The 23506-nt window shown below is 73.4% G+C and carries 21 protein-coding genes and 1 pseudogene; 9 read left to right on the plus strand and 13 right to left on the minus strand.

Annotation, left to right across the window (positions count from 1 at the left end):
• Nucleotides 1–43: 43 nt before the first annotated feature.
• The 4 genes from ACFWBF_RS21825 to uvrB all read right to left on the minus strand — a co-directional run bounded on the left by ACFWBF_RS21825 (nucleotide 44) and on the right by uvrB (nucleotide 6056).
• A complete protein-coding gene (locus tag ACFWBF_RS21825) occupies nucleotides 44–1039 on the minus strand; it encodes a TerC family protein (RefSeq protein ID WP_385604292.1) in 996 nt (331 codons plus the stop codon).
• Between the two features lie 231 nt (nucleotides 1040–1270).
• A complete protein-coding gene (locus ACFWBF_RS21830) occupies nucleotides 1271–3178 on the minus strand; it encodes a TerD family protein (RefSeq protein ID WP_385604294.1) in 1908 nt (635 codons plus the stop codon).
• 28 nt (nucleotides 3179–3206) lie between these two features.
• Nucleotides 3207–3785, minus strand: coding sequence for a TerD family protein (locus ACFWBF_RS21835; protein WP_385229893.1), 579 nt, complete (start codon nucleotides 3783–3785; stop codon nucleotides 3207–3209).
• Nucleotides 3786–3896: 111 nt separating this feature from the next.
• On the minus strand, nucleotides 3897–6056 hold the full coding sequence (gene uvrB / locus ACFWBF_RS21840; RefSeq protein ID WP_385604297.1) for an excinuclease ABC subunit UvrB: 2160 nt from the start codon (nucleotides 6054–6056) through the stop codon (nucleotides 3897–3899).
• A 320-nt stretch (nucleotides 6057–6376) separates the two neighbouring features.
• Here uvrB and ACFWBF_RS21845 point away from each other — a divergent pair, with 320 nt between their 5' ends.
• From ACFWBF_RS21845 to ACFWBF_RS21855, 3 genes are all read left to right on the plus strand, one after another.
• A complete protein-coding gene (locus tag ACFWBF_RS21845) occupies nucleotides 6377–7261 on the plus strand; it encodes a glycerophosphodiester phosphodiesterase (RefSeq protein ID WP_385604300.1) in 885 nt (294 codons plus the stop codon).
• Nucleotides 7262–7329: 68 nt separating this feature from the next.
• Nucleotides 7330–7893 (plus strand): methylated-DNA--[protein]-cysteine S-methyltransferase, encoded by a 564-nt coding sequence (locus tag ACFWBF_RS21850; RefSeq protein WP_385604303.1) that lies wholly within the window; start codon nucleotides 7330–7332, stop codon nucleotides 7891–7893.
• Nucleotides 7894–8075: 182 nt separating this feature from the next.
• Nucleotides 8076–9371, plus strand: coding sequence for an MFS transporter (locus ACFWBF_RS21855; protein ID WP_385604306.1), 1296 nt, complete (start codon nucleotides 8076–8078; stop codon nucleotides 9369–9371).
• Here the strand turns inward: ACFWBF_RS21855 and ACFWBF_RS21860 are convergent.
• Nucleotides 9365–9787 carry a cupin domain-containing protein gene (locus tag ACFWBF_RS21860; protein ID WP_385604309.1) on the minus strand — a complete coding sequence of 141 codons (423 nt, stop codon included), beginning with the start codon at nucleotides 9785–9787 and terminating at the stop codon, nucleotides 9365–9367. The two genes, ACFWBF_RS21855 and ACFWBF_RS21860, sit on opposite strands and share 7 nt — an antisense overlap.
• 94 nt (nucleotides 9788–9881) lie before the next feature.
• Nucleotides 9882–10597: pseudogene (locus ACFWBF_RS21865) on the minus strand (class I SAM-dependent methyltransferase).
• 138 nt (nucleotides 10598–10735) lie between these two features.
• Between ACFWBF_RS21865 and ACFWBF_RS21870 the strand changes: the two are divergent.
• Both ACFWBF_RS21870 and ACFWBF_RS21875 read left to right on the plus strand, forming a co-directional pair.
• Nucleotides 10736–11674, plus strand: coding sequence for a pseudouridine-5'-phosphate glycosidase (locus tag ACFWBF_RS21870; protein WP_385604312.1), 939 nt, complete (start codon nucleotides 10736–10738; stop codon nucleotides 11672–11674).
• A complete protein-coding gene (locus ACFWBF_RS21875; RefSeq protein ID WP_385604315.1) occupies nucleotides 11671–12669 on the plus strand; it encodes a carbohydrate kinase family protein in 999 nt (332 codons plus the stop codon). The genes ACFWBF_RS21870 and ACFWBF_RS21875 overlap by 4 nt, the downstream gene beginning before the upstream one ends.
• 26 nt (nucleotides 12670–12695) lie before the next feature.
• Here ACFWBF_RS21875 and ACFWBF_RS21880 read toward each other — a convergent pair whose 3' ends face one another.
• Entirely contained in the window at nucleotides 12696–13415 is a 720-nt protein-coding gene (locus ACFWBF_RS21880; RefSeq protein ID WP_385604318.1) for a uridine kinase, read from the minus strand.
• A 92-nt stretch (nucleotides 13416–13507) separates the two neighbouring features.
• Between ACFWBF_RS21880 and ACFWBF_RS21885 the strand changes: the two genes are divergently transcribed.
• Nucleotides 13508–14953: a WGR domain-containing protein gene (locus ACFWBF_RS21885; RefSeq protein WP_385604321.1), complete on the plus strand. Its 1446-nt coding sequence runs from the start codon at nucleotides 13508–13510 to the stop codon at nucleotides 14951–14953.
• A gap of 38 nt (nucleotides 14954–14991) precedes the next feature.
• Here the strand turns inward: ACFWBF_RS21885 and ACFWBF_RS21890 are convergent, their stop codons facing one another.
• Entirely contained in the window at nucleotides 14992–15393 is a 402-nt protein-coding gene (locus tag ACFWBF_RS21890) for a cupin domain-containing protein (RefSeq protein ID WP_385604324.1), read from the minus strand.
• Between the two features lie 139 nt (nucleotides 15394–15532).
• Between ACFWBF_RS21890 and ACFWBF_RS21895 the strand changes: the two genes are divergently transcribed.
• A complete protein-coding gene (locus tag ACFWBF_RS21895) occupies nucleotides 15533–16201 on the plus strand; it encodes a DUF2293 domain-containing protein (protein ID WP_385604327.1) in 669 nt (222 codons plus the stop codon).
• Nucleotides 16202–16222: 21 nt separating this feature from the next.
• On the opposite strand, the gene ACFWBF_RS21900 is transcribed toward ACFWBF_RS21895, so the two are convergent.
• Nucleotides 16223–16885, minus strand: coding sequence for a chaplin (locus tag ACFWBF_RS21900; protein ID WP_385604330.1), 663 nt, complete (start codon nucleotides 16883–16885; stop codon nucleotides 16223–16225).
• 163 nt (nucleotides 16886–17048) lie between these two features.
• On the opposite strand from ACFWBF_RS21900, the gene ACFWBF_RS21905 reads away from it, so the two are divergent.
• Nucleotides 17049–17597, plus strand: coding sequence for a hypothetical protein (locus ACFWBF_RS21905; protein WP_385604332.1), 549 nt, complete (start codon nucleotides 17049–17051; stop codon nucleotides 17595–17597).
• Here ACFWBF_RS21905 and ACFWBF_RS21910 read toward each other — a convergent pair.
• Both ACFWBF_RS21910 and ACFWBF_RS21915 read right to left on the minus strand, forming a co-directional pair.
• The gene (locus tag ACFWBF_RS21910; RefSeq protein ID WP_385604335.1) at nucleotides 17578–18783 is read right to left on the minus strand and encodes an SWIM zinc finger family protein; all 1206 of its coding nucleotides are present in this window, start codon (nucleotides 18781–18783) and stop codon (nucleotides 17578–17580) included. The genes ACFWBF_RS21905 and ACFWBF_RS21910 overlap by 20 nt on opposite strands.
• The gene (locus tag ACFWBF_RS21915; RefSeq protein ID WP_385604338.1) at nucleotides 18780–21659 is read right to left on the minus strand and encodes an SNF2-related protein; all 2880 of its coding nucleotides are present in this window, start codon (nucleotides 21657–21659) and stop codon (nucleotides 18780–18782) included. Before ACFWBF_RS21915 ends, ACFWBF_RS21910 begins: the two co-directional genes overlap by 4 nt.
• Before the next feature lie 444 nt (nucleotides 21660–22103).
• On the opposite strand from ACFWBF_RS21915, the gene ACFWBF_RS21920 reads away from it, so the two are divergent.
• On the plus strand, nucleotides 22104–22364 hold the full coding sequence (locus ACFWBF_RS21920) for a DUF6343 family protein (protein ID WP_385604341.1): 261 nt from the start codon (nucleotides 22104–22106) through the stop codon (nucleotides 22362–22364).
• 38 nt (nucleotides 22365–22402) lie between these two features.
• On the opposite strand, the gene ACFWBF_RS21925 is transcribed toward ACFWBF_RS21920, so the two are convergent.
• Nucleotides 22403–22807 carry a tetratricopeptide repeat protein gene (locus ACFWBF_RS21925; RefSeq protein ID WP_385604344.1) on the minus strand — a complete coding sequence of 135 codons (405 nt, stop codon included), beginning with the start codon at nucleotides 22805–22807 and terminating at the stop codon, nucleotides 22403–22405.
• A gap of 50 nt (nucleotides 22808–22857) precedes the next feature.
• Nucleotides 22858–23499, minus strand: a complete 642-nt coding sequence (gene coaE, locus ACFWBF_RS21930) for a dephospho-CoA kinase (protein ID WP_385604347.1) — start codon at nucleotides 23497–23499, stop codon at nucleotides 22858–22860.
• Between the last annotated feature and the right edge of the window lie 7 nt (nucleotides 23500–23506).

The following is a 23506-nucleotide window of genomic DNA, read 5'->3' on the forward strand; positions in this document are numbered from 1 at the left end:
TCCCTTTGTTTTGGATGTTTTGGGGGCGTGTTTTTTTTTTTTCTCAACCTGTGTGTTGCGTGGGGGGGGGGGGGGGGCCGCGGCCCCCCCCCCGCTTCTTCGAGGCCAGCAGGCTGGTGATCGTGGTGATCACCAGGACCCCGCAGATGACGCCCAGGGAGACGGGGATCGAGATGACCGGGACGTGCAGCCCGCTCTCGTGCAGGGCGTGCAGCACCAGCTTGACGCCGATGAACCCCAGGATGATCGACAGTCCGTAGCTGAGGTGGACCAGCTTCTTGAGCAGGCCGCCGATGAGGAAGTACAGCTGGCGCAGCCCCATCAGGGCGAAGGCGTTGGCGGTGAAGACGATGTACGGGTCCTGCGTGAGGCCGAAGATCGCGGGGATCGAGTCCAGGGCGAACAGCACGTCGGTGGTGCCGATGGCGAGCATGACGACCATCAGCGGGGTCAGGACGCGCTTGCCGTTGTTCTCGATGAAGAGCCTGGTGCCGTGGTACCTGTCGGCGACGCCGAACTTCTTCTCGACGGACTTCAGGAGGCGGTTCTCCTCGAACTCGTCCTCCTCGGCGGACCTCTCGTCCTTGCGTGCCTCCTGGATCAGCTTCCACGCGGTGTAGATCAGGAACGCACCGAAGATGTAGAAGACCCAGGAGAAGCTGGCGATGATCGCCGCGCCGGCGGCGATGAAGACGGCGCGCAGGACCAGGGCGATCAGCACGCCCACGAGCAGTACGCGCTGCTGGAGGTGGGAGGGCACCGCGAACTTGGCCATGATCAGGACGAAGACGAAGAGGTTGTCGACACTCAGGGACTTCTCGGTGATGAAGCCCGCGAAGAACTCCTGGGAAGCCTGGCCGTTGCCGAAGAACCACAGGCCGAGCCCGAAGAGTCCGGCGAGGGCGATCCAGACGACCGTCCAGGTGCCCGCTTCCTTGATCGTTACGTCGTGCGGTTTGCGGCCGATGAAGAAATCGGCGCCGATGAGCAGGGACAGACCAAGAATGGTCAGCGCCCACAGGGTCCAGGAAACTTCCATGGTGAACACGCCTCCGGCGGATGGCCAAGCACTTCGTCAGCGTCATCGCTGCCGGAGGTCTCTTCCACCCGGGCGGCCAGGAGGCCGTGGGCCGGCGCCCCGGGACCGCTTGCAGTCCGTATTGACGGGCACGCCGTAGCAGGAAAGCAGGAATACTCCCCTCCGCAACAAAAGGGTACCCGTCAGGCCCCCTAAAGGTAAAGAGAATCTCAAGAGAAGGTCAGCGGCTGGTCATCGCCGGGCCGACCCGACCCGCTCCAGCACCTGTTCCAGGACCCGGCTGCCCTGCGGCGGCAGGTCCGGTTCGAAGGTCCAGGCATGGTGGACCCACGGGTCGGCGAGATGGTTGTCGGGCACCGGGGACAGCCGCATCAGCGAGCGCCACAGCGGGTCCAGCAGCGGCCCGTACGCCGAGGCCTCGTCACGGTCGGCGACCATCAGCAGGTGCACGCCCACCGCCGGGCCCTCGTCGGCCAGGTAACGCAGCTGGGTGACGGCCCGGTCGTCGAATCCGTGCGGGAAGTCGTGCACGATCAGCAGCTGGTCCGCCGCGTCCACATCGGACGGCAGGTCCTCCGGAGCCCCGGCCCGCAGCGCCATCTGTACGAGGTCCACGCGCCGGGTCAGCCGAGCCAGGGTCTCGGTGACACCCGCGGCCCCCGCGGCGGGCGGCGCGGCCAGCACCCCGGCCCGTACCAGCGGCGCCAGCGAGGCGGCGCCGCCGCCGGCCGCGTCTATGACGTGGACGGAGAACCGGTTACCGGGGTGGACCGCGAGCAGCCGGACGGCGTGTGCGACGGCCATGTCCATGGCGGCCCGGCGCAGCCGGTCGGTGTCCATGGCCATGGCCGCCTCGGAGCCGGTGCGGCCGTTGTCGATCCACAGGCCGCGCTCCAGCGGGAGCCGGACCAGCATCGGGATGCGCAGGCCGGGCCGCTCGGGCAGGTGCAGGTCGCCGAGGCGCAGCGCGAGCGGCGCCTCCTCGGGCAGCCCGGCCGACCGGTCGTCGTGCCAGACGGGGTTGTCCCAGCGGGCGTACGGGGCCGGCAGCGCGGGCTCGATCACCTCGGACTCGGCGACGAGCTGGGCGAGGTCCCGGTCGAGCACGGCCCGGGCCCGCTCGACGAGCTCGTCACGGCGGGCCCGGGCGGTGTCACGGCCGGCGTCGGCCGAGCCGCCGAGGCGGTGGCGGGGGTCGGACAGCACCTCGTCGAGCTCGCGTTCCATCCGGGAGTCCGCGAAGTCGACGGCGCCGCGGTAGGCGGCGACCGCGCGGGCCAGGTCCTCGAACATGCCCCAGACCTGGTTGTAGAGCCGCTCCTCCATGGACCAGCCGGCGGCGTCGCCGGCGACGGGACGCGGGGCCTCGCCGGGCTGCTGCGCAGTGGCCTGGGGGGCGGGCTGCGGGGCCGGCTCGGGCGGCTCGGTGCTGGTGCGCCGACGGCGCGGGTGGGCGTAGCTGATGGTGGTGTCGGCCGCGGGCACCGAGGCGGGCGGCCCCGGCGCGGGCGCGGGGCCCGCAGCGGCCGGGTACGGGACTGCGGACACCGGCACCGGATCGCAGGCCGTCGGCACGGGGTCCGGCGCGACCGGGGCCGCGACGCAGGCGTGCACGCGCGCGGCCAGGTCGGAGGCGACGGGGGCGGCGAGCCCCTGGTCGGCGAACAGGGCGGCGAGCCCGTCGGCGTAGCCCTGGCCGACGGCGCGGACCTTCCAGGCCCCCTGGCGGCGGTAGAGCTCCAGGGCCACCACGGCGGTCTCGGCGTCCAGCCCGGTCAGGGTGTACTCGGCCAGTTCGGTGCCGTCCATGCCCGCGACCGCGACGTGCGAGGCCGCGACGGCACCGAACCGGACGGGGCCACCGGGGGGCAGCGAGAGCAGGACGGCGACCCGGTGCACTTCGGCGGCCACCGCGTCGAGGTCGACGGCGAACCGGTGGCCGGCGGCGGCCCCTTCGGGGGCCTCCACCCCCGGAAGGCTGCGCGCACCGGGGTGCGCGACGCCCTCCGGGCCGGTCACGGCGCCCCGCTCGTCCCCGAGCGAGGCCAGGGCGAGCACCGGTGTACCCGCCGAGACCGTGATCCGCACCCGGTGTTCGGACAGGGCGTGGTTCTGCCCCCGGACCAGTTCGGCCGCCATCGCCTCGTCTCCCCCCGTTCCTCTTCGCTTACAGGTGCGGCAGGATCGACGGCATCAGGTCCTGGAAGGTACGGCCGTTGGCCGGGTTGCCCAGGGCCGTCATCTGCCAGCCGCCGCCGACGCGCGACACCTTCGCCATGATCTGCGCGGTGTAATTGCCGCCGCCGTCGAGGGTGTAGCGGGCCAGTTCCTGGCCGTTGGTCTCGTCGACGATGCGGCAGAACGCGTTCTGCACCTCCTGGAACGTCTGCCCGGTGAACGAGTTCACCGTGAAGACGATCTGGTCGATGTGGACCGGCACGCGCTGCAGGTCGACGAGGATCGACTCGTCGTCCCCGCCCTGGCCGACACCGCCGACGAGGTTGTCACCGGTGTGCCGGACCGAGCCGTCGTCGCTCTGCAGGTGCCGGAAGAACACGACGTCCACGGGCTGCTTGTCGGCGAAGAGCACCGCCGACGCGTCCAGGTCGATCTCCCGGGTCCGCGAGCCGAACAGCCCGCGGCGCTTGGCCGCCTGCCAGCCGAGGCCCATCCGGACCGCGGTCAGCGTGCCCCCGTCCGACTTCTGCAGACTGATGGCCTGACCCTTGGTCATGTTGACCGTCACGCGCTGTCCCCTCTCCGTAGCCCGCCCCGATAACGGGTGCGCAGTGTGTACCTGCTGCTCCGGGGCGTGTCGGCAACACTCCCCGGCCCAACCCTACTGACCGGCCCCGGGTCAGGCGAGGCCCACTTCCTTCATCTGTCGCAGCTCCTTCTTCAGCTCGCTCACCTCGTCACGGATCCGGGCCGCGACCTCGAACTGCAGCTCCGCGGCAGCCCCGCGCATCCGCTCGGTCATCTGCTCGATGAGCGCGGCCAGCTCCGCGGCCGGACGGTCGGTCAGAACCTCGGCGGCCTTGGCCCCCTTGGCCCCCTTGGCCCCCTTGCCGCCCGTCTTGCCCGCGGCCGTCGCCTTGCCGCCGAGCGCGGGGACGGGAGCCTTGGCGCCCTTGCCGTCCTTGCCCTGCCGGTAGCCGGTGCCCAGGAGCTGCTCCGTGTCGAGCTCCTCGCGGGCGATCGTCGCCACGATGTCGTTGATCTTCTTGCGCAGCGGCTGCGGGTCGATCCCGTTGGCCGTGTTGTAGGCGACCTGCTTCTCCCGGCGGCGGTTGGTCTCGTCGATCGCCTGGGCCATCGCCGGGGTGATGCTGTCCGCGTACATGTGGACCTGACCGGAGACGTTGCGCGCCGCGCGCCCGATGGTCTGGATCAGGGAGGTGCCGGAGCGCAGGAAGCCCTGCTTGTCGGCGTCGAGGATCGCCACCAGTGACACCTCGGGCAGGTCGAGGCCCTCGCGCAGCAGGTTGATGCCGACCAGGACGTCGTACTCGCCGGCGCGCAGCTCGCGCAGCAGCTCGATGCGGCGCAGCGTGTCCACGTCGCTGTGCAGGTAGCGGACCTGGATGCCGAGCTCCAGGAAGTAGTCGGTGAGGTCCTCGGCCATCTTCTTGGTGAGGGTGGTGACCAGGACCCGCTCGTCCTTCTCGACCCGCTGGCGGATCTCGTGCACCAGGTCGTCGATCTGGCCCTCGGTGGGCTTGACCACGACCTCGGGGTCGATGAGGCCGGTGGGGCGGATGATCTGCTCCACGAAGCCGTCGCCGCGCGAGAGCTCGTACTTGCCGGGGGTCGCCGACAGGTAGACGGTCTGGCCGATCCGCTTCTGGAACTCTTCCCACTTCAGCGGCCGGTTGTCGAGCGCGGAGGGGAGCCGGAAGCCGTGGTCGACCAGGGTCCGCTTGCGCGAGGCGTCGCCCTCGTACATGGCGCCGATCTGCGGCACGGTGACGTGCGACTCGTCGATGACGAGCAGGAAGTCCTCGGGGAAGTAGTCGATGAGCGTGTTGGGCGCCGAACCCCGCTCGCGGTCGTCCATGTGCAGCGAGTAGTTCTCGATGCCGGAGCACGACCCGATCTGGCGCATCATCTCCAGGTCGTAGGTGGTGCGCATGCGCAGCCGCTGCGCCTCCAGCATCTTGCCCTGCTTCTCCAGCTCGGCGAGGCGCTCGGCGAGCTCGGCCTCGATGCCGGCGATGGCCTTCTCCATGCGCTCGGGGCCGGCGACGTAGTGGCTGGCGGGGAACACGTACAGCTCGCGGTCCTCGCTGATGACCTCGCCTGTCAGCGGGTGGAGGGTGGAGAGGGCCTCGATCTCGTCGCCGAACATCTCGATGCGGACGGCCAGTTCCTCGTAGACCGGGAAGATCTCGATGGTGTCGCCGCGCACCCGGAAGGTGCCGCGGGTGAAGGCCACGTCGTTGCGCGTGTACTGGATGTCGACGAAACGGCGCAGCAGCTGGTCCCGGTCCATCTCCTCGCCGACCTTGAGCGCGACCATCCGGTCGACGTACTCCTGCGGGGTGCCGAGGCCGTAGATGCAGGACACGGACGCGACGACGATGACATCGCGCCGGGTCAGCAGGGAGTTGGTCGCGGAGTGGCGCAGCCGCTCCACCTCCTCGTTGATCGAGGAGTCCTTCTCGATGTAAGTGTCCGACTGCGGAACGTAAGCCTCGGGCTGGTAGTAGTCGTAGTACGAGACGAAGTACTCGACGGCGTTGTTCGGCAGGAGCTCGCGGAACTCGTTCGCCAGCTGGGCGGCGAGCGTCTTGTTGGGTGCCATGACCAGCGTGGGGCGCTGGAGCTTCTCGATCATCCAGGCAGTGGTCGCCGACTTGCCGGTGCCGGTCGCGCCGAGCAGCACGACATCCTTCTCACCTGCACGGATGCGCTTCTCCAGGTCGGCGATGGCCGCCGGCTGGTCGCCGCTGGGCTGGTAGGAGCTGACGACCTCGAAAGGCGCCACCGTGCGTTCGATCTTCGATACGGGCCGCATGGGTCAACCGTACGACCCCCCACTGACACTCTGCCGCCCGCACGGGCTCGCGATGTCCCGCGGGTCCGGTCCGATCGCGGCCCGGTCGAGAACCGCGCCGGGTCCGGTCGGGACCCATCAGGTCCCATCAGACCCGATCGGGTCTGATCGGGTCTGGTCCGTTTGTCGTAGTTCGGTGGCGGCCAGGTGATCTTCAACCCCATGATCGCCATGGAGCAGCTCTCTTCTGAAAAAGCATCACGCACGTGCATCGCCGCAACGTCTGTCGCTTCGCGCCCGTTTGAGGCAGGAGCAGGTCTCACGACCCGAGGAGAACGCACATGTACCTCCGACCCGCCTCCGCGGCCACCGCCGCCTTCCTGGGCCTCACCCTCAGCGTGCTGGGCGCATCGGCCTCCTCCGCCGCCCCCGGACCGGACGGAATCTCCAACCCGATCGTGTACGCCCACCGGGGGGCTTCGGCATACGCCCCGGAGAACACCCTCGCCGCGATCGACCTGGCGATGCGGCTGGGCTTCGACTGGGTGGAGAACGACGTCCAGCGCACCAAGGACGGCGAGCTGGTCGTGGTGCACGACGACACCCTGGCCCGCACGACCGACGTCGAGCAGGTGTTCCCGGACCGGGGGCCGTGGCGGGTCGGCGACTTCACGGCGGCGGAGATCGCCCGGCTGGACGCGGGCAGCTGGTTCGGCGAGGAGTTCGCGGGGGCCCGCGTGCCGACGCTGCGGGAGTACCTCGACCGGGTACAGCGCAACCAGCAGCGGCTGCTCCTGGAGATCAAGAAGCCGGAGCTCTACCCCGGGATCGAGGAGCAGACCCTGCGGGTGCTGGGCGAGGCGGGCTGGCTCGACGACCAGCACGTGTCCCGCCGCCTGGTCGTCCAGAGCTTCAGCGCCGACTCCGTGCGCATCGTGCACGGACTGCGCCCCGACATCGTGACGGCCTTCCTCGGCACCCCCACGGTCGCCGACCTGCCCCGGTACGCCGCCTTCACCGACCGGATCAACCCCTGGCACACCACGATCTCCGGCGACTGGGTGGCGGCGGTGCACGACCTGCGCGGAGCGCACGGCAAGGCCATGGAGGTGGACACCTGGATCGTGGACGACGCGGCGACCGCCCTGAAGGTCCAGGCGATGGGCGTGGACGGGATCATCACCAACAAGCCCGACGTCGTACGGGAGGCGGTGGGCGGCTACTGACGGGCGCCGCCGGAGCCCGCGGGACCGGCAGGGGCGGGGCTGTCGGTGGCGGGTCGTACGGTGGATGCGTGGACAGCACCGAGCGGCCCCGCGGGCCGCACCTCGAATGGACCGTCGTCGACAGCGACATCGGCCCCCTGCTCCTGGCCGCGACCCCGGAGGGTCTGGTCCGGGTCGAGTTCCATGCCGGGCCGGACCGGGCCGAGAAGATGATCGGATCGCTGGTCTCCCGGCTGGGCGCCGACGCCTGGCGCCCGCCGCCGGGCGCAGAGATCCTGCTGGCCGAGCCGATACGCCAGCTGACCGCCTACTTCGCCGGATCCCTGCGGCGCTTCGAACTGCCGCTGGACTGGCGGCTCAGCTCCGGCTTCAACCGGCAGGTGCTGCAGGAGCTGGACCGCTCGGTGCCGTACGGGGCCGTCGTGGGGTACGGGGAACTGGCCGCCCGGGCCGGACAGCCGGGCGCTGCCCAGGCCGTCGGCAATGCCATGGGCTCCAATCCCCTACCCCTGGTGGTGGCCTGCCACCGGGTCGTGGAGAACGACGGCGGGATCGGGGGTTTCGGCGGCGGGGTGGAGACCAAGCGCATCCTGCTCGCGCTGGAGGGCGTGCTTCCGCAGCCGCTGTTCTGACCGGGGGGCGGTGACCGGGGTGCCCTCCCGGCTCCGTCGCGCGGCAGCCCGGCTCCCGTCGCGCGCGGTAACCCGGTTCCGCCGGGCGGTAAGGGGTGCGAAACTGCCGCGGTGAGTACTCCCGCCGCCGCAGGCCCCGCAGCGCCCGTACGCCGCCCACACCCGCGCAAGGGGTGTACCGCGTGACGGCCCCGCCTCGCACCGAGCGCCCGCTGCGCCCCGTCGACCCGGCGGACCTGCCCCGGCTCCAGCGGCGCACCTCCGCGGTGCTCATCGCCAGCCAGATGCTGGGCGGCCTCGGTGTGCCCATCAGCATCGCCCTGGCCCCCGTGCTGGCGACCGAGGTCAGCGGCACCGAGGCGATGTCCGGCTTCGCCTCGACCGCCTCGGTGATCGGCACCGCCCTGGTCTCGCTGCCGCTCGCCGCCCTGATGACCGCGCGCGGGCGCCGGCCCGGGCTGGTCGTGGCGTACGCGATCGGTACGGTCGGCGCGGGGCTGGTCGTCCTCGCCGCCACGATCAAGAACTTCCCGCTGCTGATGCTGGGCATGGCCGCCTTCGGCGCCGCCTCCTCCGCCAACCTCCAGGCCCGGTTCGCCGCCGCCGACCTCGCGCCCACCGAGCGCCGGGCCCGGGCGATCTCCGTGGTCGTGTGGGCCTCCACCGTCGGAGCGGTGCTCGGCCCCAACCTCTCCGCCCCGGCCAGCCGCAGCTTCGCCGGCACCTCCATACCCCAGACGGCGGGCCCCTTCGTCTGGGCCGCCGCCGTCTTCGTCCTGACCGGCACCCTGATCGGCGTACTCCTGCGGCCGGACCCGCTGCTGACGGCCCGGGCCCTGGCGGCGCCCGAGGAGCAGACCCGCGCGGGGCGCTCGCTGCGCGCCGGGCTCGCCGCCGTCAAGGCCTCCCCGCGGGCCCGCCTCGCACTGGTGGCCGTCGCCGTGTCCCACACCACCATGGTCTCGATCATGGTGATGACCCCGGTGGACCTGGCCCACCACGGTGCCCGGCTGGAGCTCATCGGCCTGGTCATCAGCGGGCACATCGCGGGCATGTTCGCCTTCTCGCCGCTGATGGGGTGGCTCGCGGACCGCCTCGGCCGGCTGACCGTGATCGGGCTGGCCGCCGGGCTGCTCTCCATCGCCGCGCTGCTCGCCGGCACGGCCGGGCCGAGCCACACCCAGAGCGCGGTCGGCCTCTTCCTGCTCGGCCTCGGCTGGTCCGCCGGGATGGTGTCCGGCTCGGCCCTGCTGACCGACTCGGTGCCGCAGCCCGCGCGGGCCGCCGTACAGGGGCTCAGCGACCTCACCATGAACACGGCCGCCGGCGTCGGCGGCGCTGCCGCCGGCCTGGTCATGTCCCAGGCCGGCTACGGCTGGCTGAACGCGATCGGCGCCGGCCTGCTGCTGCCGATGGCGGCCCTCGCCCTGTTCACCGCCCGCCGCCACCCCGTCGTCGCCGCCAAGGGTGATCAGTAGCTGATGTGGTAGGCCTTGCGGAGCGTCTCGTGCACCGTCCAGGTGGTCTTGTCGCCCTCCCGGAGCACGCAGGCCGAACCGGGGCCCACCTCCAGCGTCGCGCCGCCCTCGACCTCGATGGTGGCGCGGCCGCCGACCACCACGAACAGCTCGTTGGCCTCCACGTCCGTGACCACGCCCGGGGTGATCTGCCAGATCCCGCGCACCTGCGAGCCGTCCTCGGCCTCCCACAGCACCCGGCCCGTCACGACGGGCTCGCCGGAGACGATCTGCGCGGGGTCGAGCTGCTCCACCTCCAGTTCCGAGTCCGGGATCTCGGCTACGGAGACGGCGAAGGAGGGGGCCGAGGAGGGGGCCGAGGAGGGGGCTGGGGAGGCGGGGGCGGCGGGCGCGGCGCCGTGGTCACTGGTGCTCATGGCGGGCCAGCCTAATCCGGACAACCCGCGCGACGGGGTGACCAGAGCGTCCAGCAACACCCCTGTCGGTCAGTCACCCTGTCCAGCACTTTGCTCAGCCGGAGCGCCGGGCACTGAGCACCGGCTGGTGGAAGCCGGTGTCGGCCGGAGCGTGCCAGCGCGTCGGCCCGAAGCCCGCCTGCCGGGCGAAACCGGCGGTCTCCTCCTCGGGCAGCGCCCAGTAGGTCGCGCTCGACGTCCGCCTGGTCCACGTCTGCCCGGTCGGCAGCAGCTGGAAGAGCTCCAGGTCGTAGCGCTCCCCGTCGGCGTGCCAGTGCCACAGCTGGAACGTGATGGTCCGCCCGTCGGGGCCGGTGCGCACGTGCGGGGCCTCGCCCTGCGGGCGGGCCCGGCGCAGTTCCCCGTACGGGTGGGTGGAGAGGAGCAGCAGGCCGCCCGGGCGCAGCACCCGCAGCATTTCGGCCAGGGCGGCGCGTACGTCGCGGGCCGTCAGCGGGTGCGGGAGTGCGTTGTCGGCGCAGACCACGGCGTCGAAGGAGCACGCGCCGAAGGGCAGGGCCCGCATGTCGGCGGCCGCGACGGGCAGTACGAGTCCCCGGGCGGCTGCTTCCCGGCCCGCGCGGGCGGTGGAGGCGGGGCTCAGGTCGGTGCCGGTGACCTTGTGGCCCAAGGCCGCCAGGCCCAGCGCCTGGGTGCCGATCCCGCAGGCGCTGCCGAGGATCCGGTGCGGTCCGGGCCCAGGGCAGTGGTCAGCAGGGCGTCCAGGGCGCCGCCCTGGCGGGTGGTGCTCGCGGCCCGGTCCGCGTACATCAGGTCGTAGCGGCCGGCCAGCTCGTCGTAGAAACCGCGCGTGTCCCGGGGATTCACGGGGGAACGCTACTCGGACACGTTCTCCCCGGTGTGCCCGAGCGCGTTTGGGCAGGTGAATCCCGTGCCATGGATGGGGACATGTCACAGCACACTGCATCTGCATCACAGGTCCCGGTCCTGTCGGAAGAGGTACGCGAGGCCCTGGCCCGGCGTCGGCCCGTGGTCGCCCTGGAGTCGACGATCATCGCGCACGGTCTGCCCCGTCCCCGCAATCTGGCGGTCGGCCTCGAACTGGAGGCCCTGGTCCGGTCGGAAGGGGCGGTTCCGGCGACGATCGCGGTCATCGACGGGGTGGCGTACGCCGGCCTCGACAAAGCGCAGCTGGAGCGGATCGCGGGCGGCGAGGGCGTGCGCAAGCTCGGCCACCGGGACCTCGCGCCCGCGCTCGCGACGGGGGCCACCGGCGCGACGACCGTGTCCGCGACGGCGTTCCTGGCCGCCCGTGCGGGGCTGCGGGTCTTCTCGACGGGCGGGCTGGGCGGCGTACACCGGGAGTGGGCGCAGACGCAGGACGAGTCGGCGGATCTGTCGCTGCTGGCCCGGACCCGGATCACGGTGGTGTGCGCGGGGGTGAAGTCGATCCTGGACGTACCGGCCACCCTGCAGCGGCTGGAGACGCTGGGGGTGGGGGTGCTCGGGTACGGGACGGAACGTTTCCCCGGCTTCTACCTGACCAGTTCGGGGGAACCGGTGGACTGGACGGTGCACCGGCCGGAGGAGGTGGCCGCGGTGATGGCGGCCCAGGACGCGCTGGGCGGTCCGGAGTCGGCGCTGCTGGTCGCCAATCCGGTGGCGGAGGCCGAGCAGTTGGACCCGCGACTGCACGACCGGGTTCTGGCGGAGGCCCTGGAGGAGTGCCGGGAGCGCGGGATCACGGGACAGGCGGTGACGCCGTTCCTGCTGGGGTTCCTCGTACGGGCGACGGGCGGGGCCTCGCTGGAGGCCAACCTCGCGGCGGTACGGGGCAATGTGCGGCTCGGGGCCCGGATCGCGGGGGCCTGGGCGGCGCGGGCATGACCCGGGCGGGGGCGGAGACGGGGGCGGGAGGACCGGAGGCGTCGGCGGAGGCGACGGCGACGGCGACGGCGACGGCGACGGACGGTGCCCGGCCCGGGGCCCCGCCCCGGGCCCTGGTGGTCGTCGGCGACGTGGTGACCGACGTGGTCGCGGTGCATCCGGAGCCCCTTGCCCCGGCCACCGACACCGCGGCCCGGATCCGTACCCTCCCCGGCGGCGCCGGGGCCAACGCGGCCTGCTGGGCGGCCCGCTCGGGCGCCGCGGAGGTGCGCCTCCTCGCGCGGGTGGGCACCGAATCGGCCCGGTGGCACGAGCAGGCGCTGCTCGACGCGGGCGTGCGGCCCCGGCTCGTGGTCGACCCGGCCGAGCCGACGGGGACGGTGGTCGCGCTGGTCGGCAAGGACGCGGAGCGGACCTTCCTGACCGACAGCGGGGCCTCGCTCAGGCTCTGCCCCGCCGACTGGGCGCCGGACCTGCTGGACGGGGCGGCCCGTCTCCACCTGTCCGGTTATCTGTTCTTCGCCGACAGCAGCCGGGAGCTGGCCACGGTGGCGCTACGGGCGGCCCGCGGCCGGGGGATCGCGGTGAGCGTGGATCCGGCCTCGGCGGGGTTCCTGGCCGCGCTGGGTCCGGAGCGCTTCCTGGACGCCGTGGCCGGGATCGACGTACTGCTGCCGAACGAGGACGAGGCCCGGCTGCTCGCGGGGCTGCCGGAGCGGGCCGGGGCGGCGCGGGCCGCGGCGGAGCTGAGCCGGCGGGTGCCGCTGGTGGTGGTGACCCGGGGCGCGGCCGGGGCCCTGGTCGCCGAAGGGGGGCGGGTGACGGCCGAGGTCGCCGCCGAGACCGCGCGGGCGGTGGACTCCACGGGCGCCGGGGACGCGTTCACCGGCGGGTTCCTCGCGGCCCTGCTGGCCGGGGCGGCCCCGGCGCGGGCCGCCGGGGCCGGCTGCCGGGCGGCGGCGCTGGCGGTCACCCGGCTGGGCGGCCGGCCGTAGCACCCGGCAGTACCCGTCCGGCCCCGTCACCCGGCGCGGATGCCGGTCCACGCCGGGTGGCGCGGGTCGTCCGCCCTGACCACGGCGTCGGCCAGGGACGCCGGGTCGGTCTCGGCCTCGTACCGCTCGAAGGCGGGCAGGGTCCAGCGCGCGGACTCCTCGGTGCGGCGGGCGAGCGCCCCCGGGGAGAGCCGGACGTGCACGCTGAGGTCGAAGGGGAACCAGTGGCCGAGCAGCAGCGGGCCGTGCACGATCACCACGCCGTCCGGCGGGAGTTCGGCGTACGGGCTGCGGGTCGCCCGGTCGGTCGCCGGGTCCCACAGGTCGGGCAGTACCCTCCCGGTGCCGCCCGGGTCGGTCGGGCCGAAGACCTCGCGCCAGAGCGCGGCCGTGTCGTACCAGCCGCCGAGGTAGGAGTCCACGTCCTCGCGGCCGAACTCGAAGCGCAGGGAGGCCGGGCGCAGGAAGCCCCCGGCCGGCACCACGAGGACCGAACGGCCGCGCAGGCGAAGGGCGTCGGCGAGCTCCCCGGCCAGCACGCCGGTACCAGCGGCGGGGGCGCCGTCGATGCCGACCCGCTGCCAGGCCGGCTGTCCGGCCTCCTGTCCTGCCTCCGGTCCTGCCTGCTGTCCGGTCTGCTGTCCGGCCTGTTGTCCGGCCTGTTGTCCGGGAGCGGCGCCGCGCTCGTCGAGGTGACCGGCGAGCCGCTCGGCCATCCGCTGCCATGTGATCGCTTCCAGCTGCACGAGCCCATTGTCAGTGGTGGCCCTTAGCGTTTTTCACGAGGGATCAGCGGCGCACAGGGGCCGGTGGCCCGGCCTTTGGGGAGGGGTCTGTCATGGCTCGGGAGACGACGTATCTGGAGCTGTCGCAGGACGACGGCGGCGCCCACAAGTTCTATGAGGTGACCGTGGACGGCACGGCCGTCTCGGTGCGGTACGGGCGCATCGGCGCGGACGGCCAGTTGCAGAACTCCTCCTTCCCGACCGCCGAGAAGGCCCGCGCGGCCGCCGCGAAGAAGATCGGGGAGAAGGTCCGCAAGGGGTACGCCCCGGCGGTGCGCGGTGTCCGCGCCGCCCGGTCGGTGACCCGGCGGCAGGTGACGTCGGCTCCGTCGACGGCGCGCGCGGTGGCCCCGGTGCTGTGGCGGTTCCGTACGGGTTCCTCGGCCTTCGGTATCCATGTGGACGAGGACCGCTGCTGGGTCGGCAACCAGGCGGGGGACGTCTACACGCTGAGCCACGGCGGTGAGGTGCTGGCCCGCTATTCGCTGCCGGACGGGGTGAAGTGCCTGGTGGCGGACGAGTTCTGGATATACGCGGGCTGTGACGACGGCACCGTCTACGACCTGTCGTCGAAGGTTCCGTTCGGGGCGTACGACATCGCGGCGGACGTGGACATCTTCTGGCTGGACATCCGCGAGGGCGTGCTGCACGTGTCGGACCGCGATGGCGGTCTGACGGTCATCGACCACGAGGACGAGTTCCAGTGGTCGCGGCGGTCGGCGGGCTCCAATGCCTGGATGGTGCGTGCGGACGGGGACGCCGTCTACCACGGGCACAGCCAGGGGGTCACGGCGTACGCCTCCGACGGCGGGCGGCAGTTGTGGCACACGGCGACCGCCGGATCGGTGCTGTTCGGCTGGCAGGAGGACCGCGCGGTCTATGCCGGAACGGGGCGCAACACCGTGCAGCGGCTGTCGAAGGCCACGGGTGCGGTGGAAGCGACGTACCGGTGCGATGCGGCGGTGTACTCGTGCGCGACCTCGCCGGACGGCCGGCACGTCTTCGCGGGCGACCTCGCCTCGTCGGTGTACTGCTTCGACGCGGACGGGCGCCGGCTGTGGAAGCTGGGCACGGGCAGTGGAGCCGCACTGTCCATGCAGTATTTGGACGAGCGGCTGTACCTGGTGACCACCGACGGCTCTCTGGTCTGCGTGGACGCGAGCGAGGCGGCGATCGCCGCGGCCCGGCAGGGCTCGGTGCCGACGGCGGTGGACGTGAAGTCCGCCGCGGCCCTGCCGGTGTTCACCCCGGCGGCGTCGGCGGCCGCCGTGGCGACGGTCTCGGTGGCCGCGGCGCCCGCGGACGGCGTGGTGGTGGAGTGCGTGCAGCAGGGCGGGCGGATGCGCGTGCAGGTGGTGTCGGGCGGCTACGAGCCGTCGTGGAACGTGCAGTTCCCCCGGGGTATCCGGGCGGCCGGCGCGCGGTACGTGGTCGACGGACTACACGCGTCCTCAGGCGGCTTCTACCGCGTCCGCGGAGAGATACGCCGCCTCGTGTGAGCCCGGCCGGGGAGTCGGCCTCCGCGCCGCGGGCCGGTTCACCGAGGACTCCCCGAGCACGCGCACGGCGTGGCCGCGGGCGGGGCCTCGGCGGGTACGGCGAAGGGGGCGTCCTCGGCCAGCGCGCAGGTCACGTAGAGCACGACCGGTTCGGTGCCGAGGTTGCGTCCGAGGTGGACGTGGCGCCGGCCCGCGGGCTCGACGAAGCTGGCGCCGGTGCGGTGCACCTCGACCGTGTTGTCGTGCAGGATCCGGGTCAGCGTCCCGGACTTGACGACGGCTATCAGGGGGACCCGGTGGTAGTGCCACCCGGTGCACCCGCCGGGCTCTATGACGACCTCCCGGCCCATGAGGTCTCCGGTGGCCGCTGCCCTGATGGCCGCCGCCTTGGCCGCCGCCCCTCTCTTCGGCCGCCGCGCCGTCGCCTGTCGTCCCGCCATGTGTTCCTCCTCCATGGGCCCGCCGGGCCCACTCGCTTCACGGTATGAGGACATCACCAGGTAGGGGAAGAGTCGGTGAAAGCGCAACTACCCAGTTCTACAAGGTGATATATGGCCCGGACGGCGGTATCACCTCGACATGAGCCTGGTGGTCTTCGAGTCACTGAAGCAGATCCACTGCGCGCAATGCCGGCAGGGCCCGCTCCGGCGCCTCGTCCGCGAGGCCGGCGTGCCCCGCTGCCTGGAATGCGCCGATCTCGGGCACCTCGTCTACCTCCCGCGCGGCGACGCCGCCCTCACCCGCCGGGCGCGCGAGGCCAGTTCACTCTGCGCCGTCGTCGTTCGCTTCCACAAGCGCCGGCGCCGCTACGAGCGCCTGGGACTCCTCGTCGAGGACGCCGCCCTCGCCCACGCCGAACGCGCCTGCCTCGCGGACGCCGAGGCCCGGGCCCGCCGCCGGGAGCGCGACCGGCTGCGCCGGGCGGCCGAGGACACCCGGTTCACCGCGGCCTTCACCGCCGAGATCCTGCGGCTGTTCCCCGGCTGCCCGGTCGACCGGGCGGCGTCGATCGCCGCCCACGCCTCGCTGCGCGGCAGCGGCCGGGTGGGCCGCACCGCCGCGGGCCGGGCCCTCGACGAGCCGGCCGTCTCGGTGGCGGTACGGGCAGCCGTGCGGCACACCGACACCGAGTACGACGCGCTGCTGATGGCGGGGGTCCCGCGCTTCGCGGCCCGGGCCCGGCTGGCGGCGCAGATCGACGCGATCCTGGACGGCTGGCGGACGGCGACCCCGAGCGAGGCGGTCTAGTGCAGTGGCTCGGTCACAGCCCTAGTTGAGGCGGAAGCGGCGGTAGAGCAGCACTCCGCCGAGGAGCAGCGCACCGCCGCCGGGCAGCAGGTAGCCGACGCCGTCGGCCCCGGTGTGGGCGAGCGCCCCGGGGGCCTGCGGCGGGGCCGGCGGGGTGACGGGCCGCACGACGGCCGGCGGCTGGGCGGGCTTGCCGCCGGTGGGGGTCTCGCCGTTGACGGAGGTGTTGCCGCTGGAGGAGTTGCCGAGCCCGACGACGCTCACCGCGTTGCCACTGATGTTCAGCGGTACGTCGACGGGGAGTTGGAGCCCGTTGCCGGACAGCAGCCCCGGAGAATCCTTTCCGCGCGCCTCGGCCACCGCTCCCCCGCGGTTCCCGGCACCCCTGCCGGAGCCCGGTTTCGAGTCGTGCGCGGGCCCGGACGACGGATGCGAGGGCCGCGGCTCCGGATGTCCGCCGCCCTTGCCCGGCCCCTGATGGGCGCACTGGTTCCCGGCGGCCGAGTTCAGCAGGCCGACCACGCTCACGGTGTTCCCGCACACGTTCACCGGGGTGTGCACCGGCAACTGCACGAGGTTCCCCGAGAGCAGCCCCGGTGAGCGCTCGGCCCGGCCGCCCGCCCCCGCGTCGGCGTGGGCGAAGGCGCCCACCCCCGCGACCGCCAGTCCACCTCCCGCAACCACCGCCGCGATCAAGCCATTCCGACGACTGTGACGCATCAGCTTTCCTGCCTTCCGGAGGATTCAGCGGGCGTTGCACCCGCACCGGAAACAACGCCCTAAACCCATATGGGTTATAGAGCCGGTACGCATTTCACTCCATCGTGTACTGGGTACTCCGTACTTCATGACTGATCGCCCCCTGCTGCTCCTCGACGTGGACGGCCCCCTGAACCCCTTCCGGTCCCACCTCGCGGGCCTGCGCGGGTACACGAGCCACCGGATGCGCCCGGAGGTCTGGCTGGCCCGGCGCGCTCCCGATTCCCGCAGCGCCCGCCGCGGACTGAGGGTGCGCCTGCACCCCTCCCACGGAGCCCGGCTGCTGGCCCTGCCCTACGAACTCGCCTGGGCCACCACCTGGATGCACCAGGCCAACACGATGATCGCCCCGCACATCGGACTTCCCGCTGATCTTCCTGTCATCGAATGGCCGGAACTCTTCGCCCGCGACCCTGATGGCCTCTCCTGGAAGACCCGGCCCCTCCTCGACTGGGCGGCCGGCCGCCCCTTCGCATGGGTGGACGACATGATCAACCCGCGCGACCGCGCCTGGATCGCCGCCCGCCACCCCGCCCCGGCCCTCCTCCTGCGCATCCGCCCCCGCCACGGCCTGCGCGACCGCGACTTCACGACCTTGACCCGCTGGGCGGCCGGGGTCAGCGGAGCAGGGCGGTGACCGGGTCCGGGGAGGGGCGGCCGGTGGGCCACCAGTCCTCGTCGTCCGGGCGGGACTCGTAGGCGTACCAGAGGGCGTCGCGGCCCAGTCGGAGTTGGCGGGTGCGGGCCGTCAGGCGGTTGCGGTCGGGCCGGAAGGAGCCCTGCGAGGCGGCGAGGAGCACCGGACGGGCCCGGTCGAAGGGACCGGCCGGCGGATCCCAGGGCTCTTCCAGCGCGGCCAGGGCGCGCAGGCCGCCCTGCCGCCAGGCCGCGGCGCCCCGGGCGAGGTCGGTGGTGCTGCGCCCCGTCGCGCGGGCCAGATCCCGGTAGAGGCCGCGGGCCGCGCCGGTGAGCCCGGCCGTGGGGTGCGCGGAGGCCAGCCGGACGGCGTCCTGCCACAGGGTGAGTCCGCCGATGGGGTCCTCGGCGGTGGTGAGGAGGGCCAGGGCCCGGGCGGCCGCGTCGGTGGCGAGCTGGTCCAGGGCGAGCGGATCCGGGGCCGCGGGGTCGGCCGGGTACGCCGGCGGAAGTCCGACGGAGGCCGGGGCGCTCAGGGGGGCCGGCAGCAGCGGCAGGCCGGTGCGGGCCAGCGCCGTACGGGCCGCCACCCCGGGGAAGTCCGGTGCCGCGTCGGGCTGTTCCCGTGCGGCGTGCGCGGCGCTGCGCCGGGCCAGCTCGTCCAGCAGCTCCCGCTCGCCCCGGCCGCGCAGGAGCAGCAGGACGAACGGGTCGCCGTCGAGCAGCCGGGCGGCCCGGTAGCAGAGCGCGGCGGCGTGCTTGCACGGCGGGCGCGCGATGTCCGGGCAGGAGCAGCGCGGGACCAGCTCGCCCGCGCCGGGCAGGATCGTCTCCGCGAGCGACTGCGGAACCTCCCGCTCCAGCAGCGCCGCCAGCGCCGTCGGGTCGGCCGCCACCTCCTCCAGCAGGTCCCGCCACTCGGCGTCCGCGAAGGCGGGCAGGGACAGTTCGGTGCGGTACGGGCGGGGCCGGCTGCCCCGGACGTACGCCACGATCCGGCCGGGGGTGATCGTGACGGAGTCGACATGGCCTTCGGCGGCGTACGTGCGGCCCCGGTCCAGTCGGGCCGGATCCCGGGACACCGCTTCGAGGGCGGACACCCAGGCCCGGCCCCACCAGCTGACGGCCTCCACCCCGGCGGGCACGGTCTCGAAGGTGCGGCGGCGGTCGTCCCGCGCGGTGATCATGCGGGCCTCCGCAGGGACACGAGGTCCGCCAGCTCGCGGTCGGTCAGCTCGGTCAGCGCCGACTCTCCGGAGCCGAGCACCGCGTCGGCCAGGGCCCGCTTGGCCTCCAGCATCTCGGCGATGCGGTCCTCGACGGTGCCCTCGGCGATGATGCGGTGGACCTGTACGGGCTGGGTCTGGCCGATGCGGTAGGCGCGGTCGGTGGCCTGTTCCTCGACGGCGGGGTTCCACCAGCGGTCGTAGTGGACGACGTGTCCGGCGCGGGTGAGGTTGAGGCCGGTGCCTGCGGCTTTGAGGGAGAGCAGGAAGACCGGGACCTCGCCGGCCTGGAAGCGGTCGACGAGCTCCTCGCGGCGGGGCACCGGGGTGCCGCCGTGCAGGAGTTGGGAGGCGATCCCGCGCGCGGTGAGGTGTTTCTCCAGGATCCGGGCCATCGTCACGTACTGCGTGAAGACCAGCACCGAACCGCCCTCGGCCAGGATCGTGTCGAGCAGCTCGTCGAGCAGCGCGAGCTTGCCCGAACGGTGCGCGATCCGGGACGGTCCCTCCTGCACGTCCTCCTTCAAATACTGCGCGGGGTGGTTGCAGATCTGCTTGAGCGAGGCCAGCAACTTCATGATCATGCCGCGCCGCTCGATGCCCTCGCTCGCCTCGATCACGGCCATCGCCTCCTCCACCGCGGCCTGGTAGAGCGAGGTCTGCTCCCGGGTGAGGGAGACGGGGTGGTCGGTCTCGGTCTTCGGCGGCAGCTCGGGGGCGATCCCCGGATCGGACTTCTTGCGCCGCAGCAGGAACGGCCGTACGAGCGCGGCCAGTCGGGCGACGGCCGCCTCATTGCCCCCGTCCTCCTCCTGCTGGTGCTCCACCGGGCGGGCGTGGCGGGCCCGGAACGCGGTGAGCGGGCCGAGCAGCCCCGGCGTGGTCCAGTCCAGGAGCGCCCACAGCTCGGAGAGGTTGTTCTCCACCGGGGTACCGGTCAGCGCCACCCTGGCCGGCGCCGGGATGGTGCGCAGCGCCTTGGCGGTCGCCGAGTACGGGTTCTTCACGTGCTGGGCCTCGTCCGCGACGACCATGCCCCAGCTCTGCTCCGCCAGCCGGGCGGCCGCCGCCCGCATGGTCCCGTACGTGGTGAGGACGAAGCCCCCGGCCAGGCCCTCCAGGCTGCGGCCCGCACCGTGGAAACGGCGCACGGGCGTGCCGGGCGCGAACCTCTCGATCTCCCGCTGCCAGTTGCCCAGGAGGGACGCCGGGCAGACGACGAGGGTCGGCTCGGGGCGGTCCCGGTGCAGGTGGAGCGCGATCAGCGTGACGGTCTTGCCCAGGCCCATGTCGTCGGCGAGGCAGCCGCCGAGGCCGAGCGAGGTCATCAGGTCCAGCCAGGCCAGGCCGCGCGCCTGGTAGTCGCGCAGGGTGGCCTTCAGCCCGGCCGGCTGCGGCAGCGGGGCCAACTCCGCCGTCAGGCGCTCGCGCAGGGCCGCCAGCGCTCCCACCGGAACCGCTGCCACGGGCTCCCCGTCGACCTCGGCCGTCCCGGTCAGTACGGTGGCCAGCGCGTCCACCGGGTCCAGCAGGCCGAGCTCCCGCTTGCGCGCCTTGCGCACCAGCTCCGGATCGACCCGCACCCACTGGTCGCGCAGCCGCACCACCGGGCGGTGGGCCTGCGCGAGCGCGTCCATCTCCCCCGGGGTGAGCCGGTCGCCGCCCAGCGCCAGCTCCCAGGAGAAGGCGAAGAGGTGGTCGGCGTCGAAGAAGGCGGTGCCGTCGGTGGCGGAACCGGGCGCGGTGGACCGTACGACGGCGGTCGCGGACAGCGTACGAGCCAGATCGCGCGGCCAGTGGACCAGCACCCCGGCCGCGGCCAGCCGGGGCACGACCGCGCCCAGCAGGTCCTCCAGCTCCGGGTCCGACAGGGCCAGCACATCGGGGACCGGCTGGTCCAGCAGGCGCAGCAGGGGCGGCCAGACGCGGGCGGCACGGCGCAGCGCGAGCACGGCGTCGATCCGGGCGCGCGGACCGAACCCGGCGGCGGCCGCCCCCGCCCACAGCAGCCCGGCATCCGTGACCAGGGTCGGGTCGGCGAGGCTGTGCACCTGGACCACGGCCGCACCGGCGCGGCGGGCGTCGTCCTCTTCCGCCTCGTCGAAGAGGCGGAAGGAGGACAGGTCGAGCCGCAGCGAGATCCCGACCCCGGTGTCGGCTCCGGCGGCCACCTGCGCGGCCCAGTCCTGTATCCCGGGAACGCGCTGCGGCTCCTGCGCGGCGAAGGGCAACCCGGCCGCGAAGGGCGCGGCCGGAGTGCGGGGCAGGCTGTCGGCGACGGCGTCGAGGAACGCCCGGACCAGCGCCTCCGGTTCGGGCAGTTGGAGCGGGCGGCGGCCGGCCAGCGGGGTGGCGTACGCCTCGTGCGGGAGAGCGGCGGCGACCGCGCGGAGGTGGCCTACGTCCTCGGCGTCGAGCGGCCCGGCCCGCCACGCGTCGACGCCGTCGGGGGTGAGCCCGGGCAGCAGGCGGCCGCGAGCGACGAGTGTCAGCGCCTGGGTGGCGGCGGTGCCCCAGGCCCGGGTGGCGGGGTGCGCGGCGGCGCTGCGCGGCGCCCGGGCGAGCAGCGGCAGGGCGGTGGTCACGGACAGGGTGACGGCGGGGACGGTCCGGCTGCGGACGCCGCCGCCGTCACCGTGCGGGCGTACGACGGTCAGCGGCGACCGGGTCCCCACGTCGGGCAGCGGATCGCCGTCGGGTGCCCAGAAGGCGACGCGCCCCTCCCGGGGCACGGAGGCGGGGAGGAACACGGCGGCGTACCGCAGCAACGCGTGCGCGGACGACTGCGCGAACGGCGGCGTGGACGGCTGCGCGAAGGCTCGCGGCTCGGCTGTCATGGCGTCTTCCCCCTCCCCGGTAGATACGGCTCTCCTGCGCCACCGAGTTTAGGCGCGTCCACTGACAATGCCGCCGACCTGCGAAAACCGCCGCGCTCGTGCGCAGCGGTCGGCCTCCGTCGTCGATGCGGAGGGTCCCGGACCCGGACGGTCCGCTCCAGCGCAGGCCGAGGGACCAACCGCAGTCGCAGCCCGCCGGGACGCGGCCGCCGCCACGCCGGAGCGCAAGGTCGCCCACGGCCGGCGCGGGCACCGCCCCCGGTCCCTGCTCCGAGAGGTAGACGTGGACGCAGCCCCGGCCCCCGCACGGGCACTGCCGAGGCCGCAGCCGCCACGCCGGAGCGCAAGGTCGCCCACGGCCGGGCACGGGCTCAACCCGTAAAGCCGCCGCGGTGGGACCATGGACATGAGTCAGGCAAGCCGAGGTGAACCGAGGCGATGTCCATGCGTTCGGGAAACGAGCCGGTGACCGCCCGCAGTCCCCTGCGGCTGCGGTTCTGGCTGAGCCTGTGGGGTCTGATCTGGGCTGCCGGCGGGGCGGCCGTGTTCTCGCTGGCCGGCCGCCCCGGCTGGGCTGCCGCCTGCGGGGCGCTCGCACTGCTGGCGACCGCGGACCTGATCGTCGTACGCCACCACATCCACCAGGGCGCGCACTACCAGCCGGGCCCCGACATCCCCCCGTACGAGCCTCCGCGCCGCGGCTGAGAGATCACCGCGGCCGAGAGGCCTCGGCGGCCGGGGACTCAGTCCTCGAAGCGGGCCGCTTCCAGGTACTCCGGCTGGGGGTCCAGGGCGGCCGCCAGGCGGAAGTGCCTGCGCGCCTGCGCGGGCCGGCCTGAGCGCTCGTGGGTGCGGGCCAACGCGAAGTGGGCGAAGGCGTTGTCCGGCTCGCGCTCCAGCACGAGCTCGAACTCCAGTGCCGCCGGGCGTAGTTGGGCTGCGGCGAAGAAGGCCCGGGCGCGCAGCAGCCGGGCCGCCGTGTTCTCGGGGTGGGCGGCTATGACCGAGTCGAGCAGTTTCACCGCACCGCGCGGGTCGCGGGCGGCGAGCAAGTGCTCGGCGGCGCGGTAGTCGATGACGTGCGTCTCCGGGCTCGCGGAGCCGGACGACTGAGCCGGGGGCGGGGGCGGGGGCGTGGTGTCGGACACGGTCTGTTCCTTCCCTCTACAGCCGCGTTCAACGCCCCTCACCGGGCCCGCTATTCCATGTGCACGTCAGGCCCCGTGGTCCCGGCGGCCCCTTGGGCGCGCGCACGTTCCGTGAGCTCCGCCCACACCTTGCGCACCTGCGGTTCCAGCTCCTCCAGCGGCCCGTCGTTGTCGATCACGAGCGTGGCCACGGCCAGCCGCTGCTCCCGCGTGGCTTGCGCGGCCATCCGGGCCCGCGCCTCGTCCTCGGCCATCCCGCGCAGCGCCGTCAGCCGTGCCAGCTGGGTCTCGGGGGCCGCGTCCACCACGACCACCAGGTCGTACAGCGGCGCCAGCCCGTTCTCCGCGAGCAGCGGTACGTCGTGCACCACGATCGCCCCGGCCCCGGCGGCGGCCTCCAGCTCGGCGGACCGGGCCCCGACCAGGGGGTGCACGATCGCGTTGAGGGTCTGCAGCTTCGCCGGGTCGGCGAAGACCACGGACCCCAGCTTCGGCCGGTTCAGCGCGCCCTCGGGGGTAAGTACGGACTCCCCGAAGGCCTCCACGACCGCCGCGAGCCCGGGGGTGCCGGGCTCGACGACCTCCCGCGCGATGCGGTCGGCGTCCACGACCACCGCTCCGTACCCGGCCAGCAGCCGCGAGACCTCGCTCTTACCGGCACCGATTCCGCCTGTCAGGCCAACCTTCAGCATGACGGGC

This window comes from Streptomyces sp. NPDC060028, from assembly GCF_042736725.1.
Taxonomy (GTDB): Bacteria; Actinomycetota; Actinomycetes; order Streptomycetales; family Streptomycetaceae; genus Streptomyces.

Coding starts and splice junctions, on each gene's coding strand:
- ACFWBF_RS21825 (WP_385604292.1), bottom strand. CDS start 1,039: ATGGAAGTTTCCTGGACCCTGTGGGCGCTGACCATTCTTGGTCTGTCC.
- ACFWBF_RS21830 (WP_385604294.1), bottom strand. CDS start 3,178: ATGGCGGCCGAACTGGTCCGGGGGCAGAACCACGCCCTGTCCGAACAC.
- uvrB (WP_385604297.1), bottom strand. CDS start 6,056: ATGCGGCCCGTATCGAAGATCGAACGCACGGTGGCGCCTTTCGAGGTC.
- ACFWBF_RS21845 (WP_385604300.1), top strand. CDS start 6,377: ATGTACCTCCGACCCGCCTCCGCGGCCACCGCCGCCTTCCTGGGCCTC.
- ACFWBF_RS21860 (WP_385604309.1), bottom strand. CDS start 9,787: ATGAGCACCAGTGACCACGGCGCCGCGCCCGCCGCCCCCGCCTCCCCA.
- ACFWBF_RS21870 (WP_385604312.1), top strand. CDS start 10,736: ATGTCACAGCACACTGCATCTGCATCACAGGTCCCGGTCCTGTCGGAA.
- ACFWBF_RS21875 (WP_385604315.1), top strand. CDS start 11,671: ATGACCCGGGCGGGGGCGGAGACGGGGGCGGGAGGACCGGAGGCGTCG.
- ACFWBF_RS21885 (WP_385604321.1), top strand. CDS start 13,508: ATGGCTCGGGAGACGACGTATCTGGAGCTGTCGCAGGACGACGGCGGC.
- ACFWBF_RS21890 (WP_385604324.1), bottom strand. CDS start 15,393: ATGGCGGGACGACAGGCGACGGCGCGGCGGCCGAAGAGAGGGGCGGCG.
- ACFWBF_RS21895 (WP_385604327.1), top strand. CDS start 15,533: ATGAGCCTGGTGGTCTTCGAGTCACTGAAGCAGATCCACTGCGCGCAA.
- ACFWBF_RS21905 (WP_385604332.1), top strand. CDS start 17,049: ATGACTGATCGCCCCCTGCTGCTCCTCGACGTGGACGGCCCCCTGAAC.
- ACFWBF_RS21910 (WP_385604335.1), bottom strand. CDS start 18,783: ATGATCACCGCGCGGGACGACCGCCGCCGCACCTTCGAGACCGTGCCC.
- ACFWBF_RS21915 (WP_385604338.1), bottom strand. CDS start 21,659: ATGACAGCCGAGCCGCGAGCCTTCGCGCAGCCGTCCACGCCGCCGTTC.
- ACFWBF_RS21920 (WP_385604341.1), top strand. CDS start 22,104: ATGCGTTCGGGAAACGAGCCGGTGACCGCCCGCAGTCCCCTGCGGCTG.
- coaE (WP_385604347.1), bottom strand. CDS start 23,499: ATGCTGAAGGTTGGCCTGACAGGCGGAATCGGTGCCGGTAAGAGCGAG.